Origin of the sequence: Agrobacterium tumefaciens (assembly GCF_005221325.1) — a bacterium.
Lineage (GTDB): Bacteria > Pseudomonadota > Alphaproteobacteria > Rhizobiales > Rhizobiaceae > Agrobacterium.
Map to the genome: position 1 here is coordinate 1,075,574 of NZ_CP039888.1, position 12,830 is coordinate 1,088,403.

The following is a 12,830-nucleotide window of genomic DNA, read 5'->3' on the forward strand; positions in this document are numbered from 1 at the left end:
ACTACGTATCGCGCCCAAAAAGTCAAGTCTGTTTTGCCCGGAAAACAAAACGGAACCCATAAAGCACCACGTAAAGCCCGAAAAATACGGCAAGTGCCCAGGCGAAACCGTCAGTGCCCGCAACATCCATGGAAATACCGACGGCCTGCGGTCCGGCGATCGTACCCATGGCGTAACAGAAGATAAAGGCGGCATTGGCGGAGACCAGATCGGCACCTTTAAGCCGCGAGCCGAGGTGGGTGAGGCCCACAGTATACATGCCGGAGACGAGGCCACCCCAGAACAGCAGCAGCGCCGCCACGAGAATCCAGCTCTCGACCAGGAAAGGCAGCGCCAGCGTGCCGCAAACGCCCGCAAAGGCCATCAGGGCGAGCATGGTGCGCCGATCCTTCAGCCGGTCGGAAAGCAGGCCGATCGGTATCTGGAACACCATATTGCCGATTCCCATCACCGTCAGCAGAAGTGCTGCCTGCGATTCGTTGAAACCCTCACGGGTGGCGTAGATGGGAAAGAGCGACAGGCCACCTGCCTGCACGGACCCGAACACGAAAGCTGCGGCCGATGCCATTGGCACCAGCCAGACGTAACGGATGAAATGGTGATTGGGCCGCTCGTCCAGTTCCGGGCTTTCGCCGCGCGCCATGAAGATGGGAATGGCGGCCAGAAGGATGATCGCCGCTCCAACGATAAAGGGCAGGATGCCTTCGCTGCCCACGACGGAGAACAGCAGCGGACCAACGGCGAAACCGACTGCGAGGCCGGTGGCGTAGATGCCGAGAACCATGCCGCGTTTTTTCGGCGGCGCGGTCATGTTGATCCAGTATTCGGAGAGAATGAACAGAGTGGTGGTGGCGCCGTGGAAAACGATTCGCAGCGGAAACCACATCCAGAAGGCATCGGCGAAATAAAAACAGAGCGCGCTCAGCGCCGAAATAATCACGGCGAGCAGCATGGTTCGCGCCACGCCGAAATCATGGGCGATCTTGGTGGTGACCGGAGCCGCCATCATGGCAGCGACGCCGGCCATCGCCGAATTCACCCCGATCATGGTCGAGGAGATGCCGCGCTTCTCAAGAATGATCGACAGGAGCGGCAACCCGAGGCCGATGGCGACACCGACTGCACTGATGGCGGAAATCGCGGCGATCAGTGAGGGCCAGTGGATGGCGTCCGCTTCTTCGCATTTCATTTGTGACATGACGGCCTTTATACAAAGTCTCGAATGAACCGGCCGTGGCGCGTGACATAGAGCCGCGCGGGGCTTTCAAAGGGCAGTGAGGGATCACCTATCATGAGTTTTGTGACATCTTCGAGAACCGTACGCGTGATTTTGGGCATGTTCAGACCGGAAAGGTCTGTCATGTCAAGCCATTGCACGTTGGAGAGTTCATCGGAATCACGGGTTAGCCGGATATCGAGCCCCAACTCGTCGGTATAACAGCAGAAGAATCGCGTGTCGTAGCGCCGCACGTTGCCAGGCGGCGTGATGGCGCGTGCGACATATCTGAAACGGGAAAGATCCGGACCCTCGGCGCCCAATCCGAGATCCACGCCCGTTTCCTCGAAAAGCTCGCGCGCTGCCGCAAGCGCCAGCGCCCTTGCGCCGGCAGCACTGAGACGGCGCGCTGCGGAAGCGGTGAGTTTGTGGAGGACGGCGGGATGCAGATCGCCGGAAAAGGGCAGCGCATGGTCGCGCGGATCACGTTTGCCGCCCGGAAACACGTAAGCGCCCGGCATGAAGACGTGGGCGCTGCTGCGTTGACCCATCAGCACCCTGAGCTGCGGGGCGGAACGGTCGAACAGGATGAGGGAGGCGGCATCACGCGGCCGCAGAGGCGCGCTCACAGTCTCCGCATCCCGGGAGCGCTGAGGCTCATGCAAGGTCTCGCCCACGGTCAGTGAGAAGAGCCGTCTATCTGCGCTTTTGGTTGTTTTCGGTCGAAGCCGTGCATCCGCAGCGCCCATTGCAGGCCGATCACGCCGCCCTTGATGGGTTGCAGTGTCAAAAGTGCGGCGAGAATGGTGATCGGCACCCAGATGGCGAAATGCGCCCACATCGGAATGTTTAAGACCAAATCCGTCATCATGAAGCCGCCAACGGCGATATGGCCGATGATGACGATGGAAATATAAGGCGGCAGGTCGTCCGAACGGTGATGATGCATTTCCTCGCCGCAGGCCGCACAGGCATCCACTGGCTTCAGGAAGGCCCGGAACAGGCGGCCGCTGCCGCAGGCCGGGCAGCGGTTGGCCATGCCCCGCATGATCGAGCGGCCAAGCGGCCTCTCCGCGCTGCTGTCTCCGAAGGTGACCGTTTCCGAGCCCTGATGTGCACTCATCCTTAAGTCCTTCTCCCTTTCTTAAACCGCTTGTCGCGGTCTTGTTAGCGTCGTCCTACCGTCGCCCTCTGGGCGGCCGTGTCCCGGGCTTCGCGCCAGGACGCGATGTCCGCCGGCCTGCCTTGTGGAACGACCGCGAGCCGACCGGCATCTTACGCCCCGGGCTCAACATTTCAAAACGCAACGCGCCTGCGAGAGGCACCGCTTCTGCAAGCCGCACCTGAACCGTGTCGCCAAGCTGATAACCGAGACCGGTCTTTTCCCCTGTCAGAGCCTGATGGGCTTCATCGTAAAGGAAATAATCCGTTCCGAGTGTAGATATAGGAACAAATCCATCAGCGCCAAACTGCGGAAGCGCGACAAATAGTCCCGCCTTAGTGACACCTCCGACGCGGCCCTCGAATTCCTCGCCTACCCGTTCGGAGAGATGGTGCGCGATCAGCCGGTTGATGGTGTCGCGCTCGGCCGCCATGGCGCGGCGCTCGAAGGTCGAGATTTCGGCGGCGATATCGTCGAGCGTCGCTTCTTCCTGCGGCGTGATGCCGCCTTCACCGAGGCCGAGCGACCCCACCAGTGCGCGATGCACGATAAGATCGGCATAACGGCGGATCGGCGACGTGAAATGCGCATATTTCATCAGGTTGAGGCCGAAATGGCCGATATTGTCAGGACTGTAGATCGCCTGGCTCTGGCTGCGCAGCACCATCTCATTGACCATGATCTGATGCGGCGTGTCGAGCGCGCGTGCCAGAATGCCGTTGAAGGAATTGGCGCGCATAGCCACACCCTTGGCCATTGAAATGCCGATGGTGCCAAGGAATTCGCGCAGCACCTCCTGCTTGGAAAGCGTCGGCGCATCGTGGACGCGGTAGACCAGCGGCTGCTTTTTCTTTTCCAGCGTCTCGGCGGCGGCGACATTCGCCTGGATCATCATTTCTTCGATCAGCTTGTGCGCATCGAGGCGCTCGGGAATGACGACCTTGTCCACCGTGCCGTCCGGTCGCAGCTGAATCTTGCGCTCCGGCATGTCGAGTTCCAGCGGCTGGCGACGGTCGCGGCCGCGCTTCATCACCTCATAGGCGTGCCAAAGTGGCTTCAGGATCGGCTCCAGCAGCGGCCCTGTCTTGTCGTCAGGCTTGCCGTCAATGGCCGCCTGTGCCTGCTGGTAGGAGAGCTTGGCGGCACTCTTCATCATGATGCGATGGAAAGTATGGCCCGCTTTGCGGCCTTCCTTCGAGAAGGTCATCCGCACGGCAAGGGCAGGACGGTCAACGCCTTCCTTCAGCGAGCAGAGATCGTTGGAAATACGCTCCGGCAGCATCGGCACGACACGATCAGGGAAATAGACCGAGTTGCCACGCTTCAGCGCCTCGCGGTCGAGCGGCGCGCCCGGCCGCACATACCAGGAGACATCGGCAATCGCGACGGTGACGATGACGCCGTCAGGATTATCGGGCGAAGTGTCCGGCTCGGCATAGACCGCGTCGTCATGGTCCTTGGCATCGGCCGGATCGATGGTGATGAGCGGCAGGTCGCGCCAGTCCTCGCGGTGCGACATGGTCGCCGCCTTGGCCGCATCCGCTTCCGCCAGAACGTTCGGCGGGAAGATATGCGGAATGCCATGGGCATAAATCGCGATCATCGAGATCGCCTTTTCCGAGGCGACAGAGCCGACGACGGAGAGAACCTTCGCGCGCGTCAGGCCGTAACGGCCGCTGTTGCGCGAGGTTTCCACCTCGATCAGATCGCCATCCTTGGCATCGCCGACGCCATCGGGGTCGATGACCATTTCCTCACCACGCCGGTCGATTGGCATTAGCCGTCCGCCGCCGCCTTCCGTCTGCTTGAACACGCCGAGCAAAGCGTTCTGGCGACGGTCGATCAGCTTGACGACACGCGCCGTATAGGCCGGGCCGACGCTTTCTTTCGAAGGGAAAATCTTTGCCAGAATGCGGTCGCCGAGACCGGCGGCCGGCGCCTTCTTGCCGCGATCCTGCGAAGACTGGCGGATGAGAACGGCCGGTGCCGCGCCCATATCCTCCGGCCATTCCGCCGGCCGGCCGATCAATTCGCCGTCCTTGTCACGCGTGGTGATGTCGAGAACCGTGACGGGGGGCAGGCCGCCCGGCCGCGTCAGCGACTTGCGGCTCTTGTGCACCATGCCATCGGTTTCAAGTTCCTTCAGCAGCGCTTTCAGGACAACGCGGTTTTCGCCCTTGAGGCCAAAAGCCTTGGCGATTTCGCGTTTTGAGGCCTGCTGCGGATGGTCGGCGATGAATTTCAGCAGCACTTCGCGGGAAGGCACCTCGCCATGGATGATGCCTTCACCTTCGCTCACCCGCTTGCCGCGCCCGGTGCGTCCGAAACCGTCGCTGGCGGAACCCTGTCTCTGACGCGGCGTCTTGCTCACTCTGCTGCCTTCTTGGGTTTGGCCGCAGCCTTCGGCTTGGCGGCCGTCTTGCTCTTGGTTGCCGCCTTGGCCTTGGTGGCCTTCGGCTTCGCCGCTGCTTCACCATCTGCTTTCTTGGCGGTGGTCTTCTTGGCCTTGGCAGGCTTGCCGCCGGTGCCGGTCTTGGCAATGCGCTCGGCAATCAGAACCAGCGCCTCATCGAGCGTCACCGATGTCGGGTCCTGCCCCTTCGGAATGGTGGCGTTGACCTTGCCCCAGTTGACGTAAGCGCCATAACGCCCGTCGCGGACGGTGATAGCACCGCCATCGGGATGGTCGCCCAGCTCTTTCAGCGCCGCCGGCGTGCCGCTGCGGCCTGGTCCCTTGCTCTGCTTTTCGGCAATCACAGTCACGGCACGGTTGAGACCGATCGAGAACACGTCCTCGATGCTTTCCAGATTGGCATAGGAGCCATCATGCAAAAGGAACGGCCCATAGCGACCGAGGCCGGCGGAGATCATCTTGGCCGTCTCCGGGTGCTTGCCGATGTCGCGCGGCAGGTTGATGAGCGCCAGCGCCTTTTCGTGGTCGATATCCTCAGGCTTCCAGCCCTTGGGCAGCGAGGAACGCTTGGCTTCCTTGCCATCGCCGCGCTGGATATAGGGTCCGAAACGGCCGGAGCGCAATGTCAGCTCTTCGCCGGTCATCGGGTCGGCACCGAGTGCTTTCGGCTCGTTCGATGCCGCAGCGTCCGCTTCCGCACCGTCGGAGGTCAGCTGGCGGGTGTAGTTGCATTCCGGATAGTTGGAGCAACCGACGAAAGCGCCGTATTTGCCGAGCTTCAGCGAGAGATTGCCGGTGCCGCAAACCTGACAGATGCGTGGATCGGACCCGTCCTCGCGCTTCGGGAAGACCAGCGGCGCCAGAACTTCGTTCAGCGCATCAAGCACATTGGTAACGCGCAGTTCCTTGGTGTCTTCGATCTGGGCGAAGAAATCCTTCCAGAAATCGCGCAGCACCTGCTTCCAGTCCAGCTCGCCGGCGGAAATGCGGTCGAGCTTTTCTTCAAGCGCTGCGGTGAAATCGTATTCGACATATTTGGTGAAGAAGCTTTCGAGGAAAGCCGTCACCAGCCGTCCGCGCGAATGCGGGATCAGCTTGCGCTTATCGACGACGATATATTCGCGGTCGCTCAGCGTCTTCAACGTCGCCGCATAGGTGGAAGGACGGCCGATGCCGAGTTCTTCCATCTTCTTGATGAGCGAGGCTTCCGAATAGCGCGGCGGCGGTTCGGTGAAGTGCTGGCTGGCATTGATCTTCTGCTTGGCGAGGTTCTCGCGCGCATTGATCTGCGGCAGACGGCCTTCGTCGTCACCGTCGTCGCTCTGCTCGCCATCTTCCTTCTGGTCGGTATAGGCGGCGATGAAACCGTCAAAACGGATCACCGAGCCAACGGCACGAAGGCCGGCCTTCTCGCCGTTCTTATCCGCGAGGATTTCCACAGTGGTCCGCTCGATTTCGGCTGACGCCATCTGGCTGGCGATGCCGCGCTTCCAGATCAGGTCGTAAAGACGCAGCTGATCGGCATCGAGATAACGCTTCACCTGATCCGGCGTGCGGTTGAAATCAGTCGGGCGGATCGCCTCATGCGCTTCCTGGGCGTTCTTGGCCTTGGTGGAGTAAAAGCGCGCCTTTTCCGGCACGTAACGATCACCGAACTGCTCGCCGATGGCGCTGCGGGCGGCATCGATCGCCTCCGGGGCCATCTGCACACCGTCGGTACGCATATAGGTGATCAGGCCGACGGTTTCTCCGCCGATATCGATGCCTTCATAAAGCTTCTGCGCCACCTGCATCGTCCGCGAGGCACCAAAGCTCATGCGCGAAGACGCGGCCTGCTGAAGCGTCGAGGTGGTGAAGGGCGGGCCGGGATTACGCTTGACGGGCTTGGCCTCGACCGTATCCACTACATATGTCGCGCCTTCCAGCAGTGTCTTCAGCCGGTTTGCATCTTCGCCGGTCTTGATCCCGCGGCTTTGCAGCCGCTTGCCATCGGCCGAAACCAGCTTGGCCTCGAATTCGTCACCGCGCGGTGTCTTTAAAAGCGCGCTGATGTTCCAGTATTCTTCGGAGACGAAACGCTCGATCTCGGATTCACGGTCGCAGACGAGACGAAGCGCCACAGACTGAACACGACCGGCGGAACGCGCGCCCGGCAGCTTGCGCCACAGAACGGGGGAGAGGTTGAAGCCAACGAGATAATCGAGCGCGCGGCGGGCGAGATAGGCATCGACCAGCGGCACGTCGATGTCGCGCGGGTTAGCCATGGCGTCCAGAACCGCCTTCTTGGTGATGGCGTTGAAGACCACGCGCTTCACCGGCTTGTCACCGAGAACGCGCTTCTTCTTCAAAAGATCGAGAACGTGCCAGGAAATGGCCTCGCCTTCGCGATCCGGGTCGGTTGCGAGAAAGAGGCCGTCGGAGGATTTTACCGCATCGGCAATATCTTTCATGCGTTTGGCGGACGCGCTGTCGACTTCCCAGGACATTTCGAAATCCTGGTCGGGCAGCACCGATCCGTCCTTGGCAGGAAGGTCTCTGACATGGCCAAAGGATGCAAGAACCTTATAGCCCGAACCAAGATACTTGTTGATCGTCTTGGCTTTGGCAGGAGATTCTACGACAACGACATTCATATTGTTCTTCTCTGGAACTGGTCCGTTAACGTGGCCCCGGTCACGGCGCGGTGCCGCAATTGGCCTTCTTTATAATTCGACATGGACAGGTAATGCCCGCTGGTCAAGAGGCAAGCCCGATTTTCTCGCTTCCAGGCCACTGCAACCTATGGATAATCTATTGTTGTATTGCAATCTTTGGTAAATTGGTTATGATGGGCAACATCATTTGAATCGACTTAATGCTCCCCGTTTCAGTCTGAATTTCCAGGATAAATATATGGTCCCGAACGCGACAAACAATAATGCCGATAATGAGGGGACCAGAGAGAGCTTGGCATACATTCGCCAGATGCTGGCGGAGCTGCGCCAGGTCGCCAGCCGCGAGGGCGCGGACATGCTGTGTTACCTGATCGAGATGGCCTATGTCGAAGTCGGCGATATCCAGAGCGGCCGGCGCAAACTGTCAATCCGCGACGAACAGCGAAACGCGCCCCCCGGCGTGCCGGTTTAGACGTCCGGCAATATCAAGCTCCAGCAGCACCAGATGAACGGTTGCAGCGGAAAAACCTGTGTGACGGATGATATCGTCCGTTTCCACGGGCGAGGGACCGAGAGCGGCGGCGATGATGCTGCGCTCGTCGTCCCCCGGTGGTGACATCTCCGTGTCGGATCTCGGTTCCTCGATTTTGCGGTCATAGGGCAATTGCGGCTCCATCAGCGGTCGCATCGCTTCGAGAATATCGGCAGCGCCCGTGGTCAGCATGGCGCCTTCCTTGATCAGCCGGTTGGTGCCTTCACAGCGAGCATCGAGCGGGGAGCCGGGCACGGCAAAAACCAACCGTCCCGCTTCGCCGGCAAGCCGCGCCGTGATCAGCGAACCCGAACGCTCCGCCGCCTCCACGATGACGACGCCAAGCGAAACACCCGCGATCAACCGGTTGCGGCGCGGAAAATCGCGAGCGCGCGGCTCCCAGCCAAAGGGCATCTCGCTGATCGTCGCGCCGCCCCGATCATATATCTCCTGCAGAAGCCCGAAATTTTCCTGCGGGTAGGGACGGTCGAGACCGCCGGCCAGCATCGCCACCGTGCCGGTTGCAAGGCTTGCCCTGTGCGCTGCCGCATCGATGCCCCGCGCTAACCCTGATGCAATCGTATAACCGGCCCGTCCACAATCGCGTGCCAGCATGGCAGCGAATTTCGCGCCGTTGATGGAGGCGTTGCGCGAACCGACGATGCCGACGCAGGCTCTTGTCGCCGCATCCGCCGATCCCTTCATGGCGATCAGCGGCGGCGCGCCATCCATATGACGCAGGGCGGGCGGATAATCCGGCTCGCCGATGCCGACGAAACGCGCGCCGAATTTGTCCGCGGTTTCGATCTCGCCTTCCGCTTCCGCCTGCGTGGCAATGCGCGGGCTGCGCGAGGAACCACCGCGCCGCGAAAGCTCGGGCAGGGCGTCGAGCGCCTTTTCGGCGCTGCCGAAATGATTGATAAGTTCTCGGAAGGTAACGGGACCGATATTATCGCTGCGGATCAGCCTCAGCCACGCGACCCGCTGCCGCGCGGAAAGCTCTATGCCCTGCCGTGTTGTTTCCTCATGCGGCATGGCTTGTCCTCAATATTGGGGCTCAGCCCTTTTGACCGATCCTGCTTTCGGTGCCTGCCAGCAGACGCGCGATATTCTCCCGGTGTTTCCACCAGGAAATCACGCTGAGCAGCGTCACCAGCATCGCCGTCTTTTCCGGGCCAAGCACCCAGAGCGCCACGGGAATGATGACCATGGCCACGAGTGCCGAAAGCGACGAATAGCGGGTGATAAATGCGGTCGCGATCCAGATCAGCGCAAAGGCCAGCATCATCAGGGGCGCGGCACCGAGAAGCACGCCGATATAGGTCGCGACACCCTTGCCGCCCTTGAAGCCGAGCCACACCGGAAACAGGTGACCGAGAAAGGCGAAGAAGCCGGCGACCAGCGAGGCTTCGTAACCCCAGAGCGCATTGGCAACCAGAACCGCCGCCGTACCCTTCAGCGCGTCGAGCAGCAGGGTTGCGGCGGCGAGCTTCTTGTTGCCGGTGCGCAGTACGTTGGTCGCGCCGATATTGCCGGAGCCGATCTTGCGTACGTCACCCAGCCCCGCCATGCGGGTGAGAATGAGGCCGAAGGGGATGGAGCCGAACAGATAACCAATAAGCGCCGCCAGCGCGAGAAGGGCAGGCGCCGTCTGCCAGTCAGTCAAAGCACTCATTCAAACGTCCCCTCTGTCGCGCTGCCCGCGTGATCTCTATTGGTGATCTTATGCCAAGGAATGAACGGCTTTGCCAGCCACATAAGTGGCGACGGCACGGCCACTGAAACGGGCATCCTCGAACGGCGTGTTCTTGGATTTCGAGAGCAGTTGTTCCTTCGACACGAGCCATGGCTCATCGAGATCGATCAGGGTGATATCGGCCTTCGCACCGACTTGCAGCGTTCCCGCATCCAATCCGAAAATCTTCGCTGGACGGGTGGAAAGCGCATCGATCAGCCGCATCAGCGGAACCTCGCCGCTATGGTGCAGACGCAGCGCCGCCGCCAGCATGGTTTCCAGCCCCACCGCGCCGCTCGCCGCATCCGAAAACGGCAGGCGCTTGGTGTCGACATCCTGCGGGTCGTGCGAGGAGACGATGATATCGATCGTGCCGTCCTTCAGCGCTTCCACCATCGCCTTGCGATCGTCTTCGGCGCGCAGCGGCGGGGAAAGCTTGAAGAAGGTGCGATACTCGCCGATATCGTTTTCGTTCAGCGTCAGATGGTTGATCGATATACCGCAGGTGGCTTTCACGCCCCGCTGCCGGGCGACACGGATCGCTTCGGCCGATTCCGGCACGGAAATCTTGGCGGCGTGGTAGATCGCCTGCGTCAGACCGGCAATGCGCAGGTCACGCTCCAGCGGAATGATCTCGGCTTCTTTGGGAACGCCTGACAGCCCGAGCCAGCTTGCGAAAAGCCCCTCATTCATGTCACCGCCGCCGATATATTTATCGCGGGTCTCGAGTGCGATGACGGCACCCAGTTCGCGGGCATAGGTCATGGCGCGGCGCAGCACCAGCGTGTCGGAAAGCGCCTTGCGGCCGTTGGTAAAAGCAACCGCACCGGCTTCCTTCAACATGCCGAATTCGGTCATTTCCTCGCCACGGAGGCCCTTGGTGAGGGCCGCTGCCGGGTGGACGTTGACGATTGCCTTGTCGCGCGCGGTCTTCTTCACATATTCGACAAGCGCGATGTCATCGATAACAGGATCGGTATCCGGCATGACGATAATGCTGGTGACGCCGCCGGCCGCTGCCGCGCGTGAAGCGGATTCAATGGTCTCGCGGTGTTCTCCGCCCGGTTCGCCGACAAAGACGCGGGCATCCACCAGACCGGGAACGGCTATCACACCCTTGCAGTCGCGCACCGTCGCACCCTCAGGCGCGCCTTGATTGTGCGCATCCTTGCCGGCTGCGAGAATGGTGCCATCGGCTCCGATGACGATGCTGCCGGTCTCATCCAGATTGCGGGAGGGATCGACGATGCGGAGGTTCTTGAGAACGGTCACGGCACTCATACGCGCTCACCCTGATTTTGCGAGACAAGCAGGGTTTCCATGACCGCCATACGCACGGCAACCCCCATTTCCACCTGACTTTCGATGACGCTCTGCGGACCGTCTGCCACTTCGGAGGCGATTTCCACGCCGCGGTTCATCGGGCCGGGATGCATGACCAATGCATCTTCCTTCGCCGCCTTCAGCTTTTCGGCATCCAGACCGTAATAATGGAAATATTCGCGCACCGAAGGCACGAAGGAGCCGGACATGCGCTCGCGCTGCAGGCGCAGCATCATCACCACATCGGCATCCTTAAGCCCCTCCTTCATGTCGTGGAAAACTTCCACGCTCATGTCGCGAATGCCGGAGGGAAGAAGCGTTGCGGGGGCGACGACGCGCACGCGCGCGCCCATCTGGTTGAGAAGAATGATATTGGAGCGGGCGACGCGCGAATGCAGCACGTCGCCGCATATCGCCACCGTGATACCCGAAAGCTCGCCCTTGGCGCGGCGGATGGTCAGCGCGTCGAGCAGCGCCTGTGTCGGGTGCTCGTGCTGGCCGTCACCGGCATTGACCACGGAGCAGCCGACCTTTTGCGCCAGAAGCGCTGCGGCCCCTGCGGAGGAGTGGCGCACCACCAGCACATCCGGGTGCATGGCGTTGAGCGTCATCGCCGTGTCGATCAGCGTTTCGCCCTTCTTCACCGAGGAATTGCCGACCGACATGTTCATCACATCCGCGCCAAGGCGCTTTCCGGCAAGCTCGAAGGAGGATTGCGTTCGCGTCGAGGCTTCGAAGAACAGGTTGATCTGCGTGAGGCCCCTCAGCGTCGAGGTCTTTTTCTCGCGCTGGCGGCTGATTTTCACCGCCTCGTCGGCCTTGTCGAGAAGCAGGGTGATATCCTGATGGGAAAGCCCCTTGATGCCGAGGAGATGGCGATGGGGGAAGAAGACCATGCGGTTTGCCTCCTGACGGGCGCCGCATTTTCCCGTGAAAATGCCCGGAACGCCCGAATGCTGATCCGTGCGCTCCATTCGCTGTGAACTCGCCTCAGGAGTGCCGCGGAATTCGGTCCTGCGCTCTATAGAGATTGCTCGGCGCAGGAGCAAGCGCCAGCGGCCCGTGAAATGAAAACACGACGATGTTTCCCCAACCCTCGATATCCTTATTTCGGTGGGCGGTGATGGGACGGGTGCGTGTCAGACGATGCCGTGCTTTTTTAATAGCGCCTGCTCGTCGCCTGACGCCCAGCCGAAAACTTTCGGCGGCCCGTTCAGCTCCTGTACGAAGTAGTGAACATCGAAATCGATCGCGACATCCCGTTGCCCCTTGCGGACGAAGGTCGCCGTCCAGGCGACATGGGCGACGCAATGATGTTCATCGATGGGCGAGATACGGATGCCGCGTATCCTCATCTCCTTCGTTCCTATAGCCCGATAGCGCTCGTAGCTCTTCGTCATGACCTGCTTCAGGTGGTCATCATTCTTTCCGGTCATCACCCCGGCAGGGGATGCGGCGATGAAATCGGAGGCGTAGAGGGAGGCAACTTCCTCCATATTCATGTCACCTTTGAGGGACTTGTTGAAAAATCTCTCATATCGTTCGAAGAGTTTTCTTGCGCTGGCCTCCATGGCTTCCTCCCTGTGCAGGCTGTCAACACGTCGCCAACCAAGAAAGCCTGTCGCAGGTTCCAGTTCCAAATCAGTGGCGGATTAAGCAGAATGAACACGATGGCGTATGTAAAACGAGATCGACCGGCCGCTGCAGACATGGAGAATCTGGTGATATTTACGCCCGGTTCTCGAAATATAAGCCGTGCCATCGCCCTGGCTTGCCGGAAACGTGTCTGGCATTC

At 60.7% G+C, this 12,830-nt stretch carries 11 protein-coding genes; 1 reads left to right on the forward strand and 10 read right to left on the reverse strand.

Annotated elements, in window-relative coordinates; translation table 11 throughout:
• Positions 1-22: 22 nt before the first annotated feature.
• From CFBP5499_RS05675 to topA, 5 genes are all read right to left on the reverse strand, one after another.
• Positions 23-1,189, reverse strand: a complete 1,167-nt coding sequence (locus CFBP5499_RS05675; RefSeq protein WP_175416764.1) for an MFS transporter — start codon at positions 1,187-1,189, stop codon at positions 23-25.
• A gap of 17 nt (positions 1,190-1,206) precedes the next feature.
• Positions 1,207-1,833 (reverse strand): NUDIX hydrolase, encoded by a 627-nt coding sequence (locus CFBP5499_RS05680; protein ID WP_233284189.1) that lies wholly within the window; start codon positions 1,831-1,833, stop codon positions 1,207-1,209.
• Positions 1,834-1,895: 62 nt separating this feature from the next.
• Entirely contained in the window at positions 1,896-2,339 is a 444-nt protein-coding gene (locus CFBP5499_RS05685; RefSeq protein WP_080825256.1) for a DUF983 domain-containing protein, read from the reverse strand.
• Positions 2,340-2,394: 55 nt separating this feature from the next.
• Positions 2,395-4,749: a ribonuclease R gene (gene rnr, locus CFBP5499_RS05690; protein ID WP_080825255.1), complete on the reverse strand. Its 2,355-nt coding sequence runs from the start codon at positions 4,747-4,749 to the stop codon at positions 2,395-2,397.
• Positions 4,746-7,424 carry a type I DNA topoisomerase gene (topA, locus tag CFBP5499_RS05695; RefSeq protein WP_080825254.1) on the reverse strand — a complete coding sequence of 893 codons (2,679 nt, stop codon included), beginning with the start codon at positions 7,422-7,424 and terminating at the stop codon, positions 4,746-4,748. The genes rnr and topA overlap by 4 nt, the downstream gene beginning before the upstream one ends.
• Positions 7,425-7,683: 259 nt before the next feature.
• On the opposite strand from topA, the gene CFBP5499_RS05700 reads away from it, so the two are divergent.
• Complete coding sequence (locus CFBP5499_RS05700) at positions 7,684-7,917, forward strand: hypothetical protein (RefSeq protein ID WP_080825253.1); 234 nt, start codon at positions 7,684-7,686, stop codon at positions 7,915-7,917.
• On the opposite strand, the gene dprA is transcribed toward CFBP5499_RS05700, so the two are convergent.
• The 5 genes from dprA to CFBP5499_RS05725 form a co-directional block, all read right to left on the reverse strand.
• Positions 7,870-9,012: a DNA-processing protein DprA gene (dprA, locus tag CFBP5499_RS05705; protein ID WP_080825252.1), complete on the reverse strand. Its 1,143-nt coding sequence runs from the start codon at positions 9,010-9,012 to the stop codon at positions 7,870-7,872. The genes CFBP5499_RS05700 and dprA overlap by 48 nt on opposite strands.
• A 22-nt stretch (positions 9,013-9,034) precedes the next feature.
• Positions 9,035-9,652 (reverse strand): glycerol-3-phosphate 1-O-acyltransferase PlsY, encoded by a 618-nt coding sequence (gene plsY, locus CFBP5499_RS05710; protein WP_175416631.1) that lies wholly within the window; start codon positions 9,650-9,652, stop codon positions 9,035-9,037.
• A 48-nt stretch (positions 9,653-9,700) separates the two neighbouring features.
• Entirely contained in the window at positions 9,701-10,993 is a 1,293-nt protein-coding gene (locus CFBP5499_RS05715; protein ID WP_080825251.1) for a dihydroorotase, read from the reverse strand.
• A complete protein-coding gene (locus tag CFBP5499_RS05720) occupies positions 10,990-11,931 on the reverse strand; it encodes an aspartate carbamoyltransferase catalytic subunit (RefSeq protein WP_080827360.1) in 942 nt (313 codons plus the stop codon). Before CFBP5499_RS05720 ends, CFBP5499_RS05715 begins: the two co-directional genes overlap by 4 nt.
• Before the next feature lie 243 nt (positions 11,932-12,174).
• Positions 12,175-12,606, reverse strand: coding sequence for a hypothetical protein (locus tag CFBP5499_RS05725; RefSeq protein ID WP_080825250.1), 432 nt, complete (start codon positions 12,604-12,606; stop codon positions 12,175-12,177).
• Positions 12,607-12,830: the final 224 nt, after the last annotated feature.

Bases quoted from the DNA above. Each gene is read 5' to 3' on its own strand.
- topA (WP_080825254.1), bottom strand. From the start codon at position 7,424: ATGAATGTCGTTGTCGTAGAATCTCCTGCCAAAGCCAAGACGATCAAC.
- CFBP5499_RS05715 (WP_080825251.1), bottom strand. From the start codon at position 10,993: ATGAGTGCCGTGACCGTTCTCAAGAACCTCCGCATCGTCGATCCCTCC.
- CFBP5499_RS05685 (WP_080825256.1), bottom strand. From the start codon at position 2,339: ATGAGTGCACATCAGGGCTCGGAAACGGTCACCTTCGGAGACAGCAGC.
- CFBP5499_RS05700 (WP_080825253.1), top strand. From the start codon at position 7,684: ATGGTCCCGAACGCGACAAACAATAATGCCGATAATGAGGGGACCAGA.
- dprA (WP_080825252.1), bottom strand. From the start codon at position 9,012: ATGCCGCATGAGGAAACAACACGGCAGGGCATAGAGCTTTCCGCGCGG.
- CFBP5499_RS05725 (WP_080825250.1), bottom strand. From the start codon at position 12,606: ATGGAGGCCAGCGCAAGAAAACTCTTCGAACGATATGAGAGATTTTTC.
- CFBP5499_RS05720 (WP_080827360.1), bottom strand. From the start codon at position 11,931: ATGGTCTTCTTCCCCCATCGCCATCTCCTCGGCATCAAGGGGCTTTCC.
- plsY (WP_175416631.1), bottom strand. From the start codon at position 9,652: ATGAGTGCTTTGACTGACTGGCAGACGGCGCCTGCCCTTCTCGCGCTG.
- CFBP5499_RS05675 (WP_175416764.1), bottom strand. From the start codon at position 1,189: ATGAAATGCGAAGAAGCGGACGCCATCCACTGGCCCTCACTGATCGCC.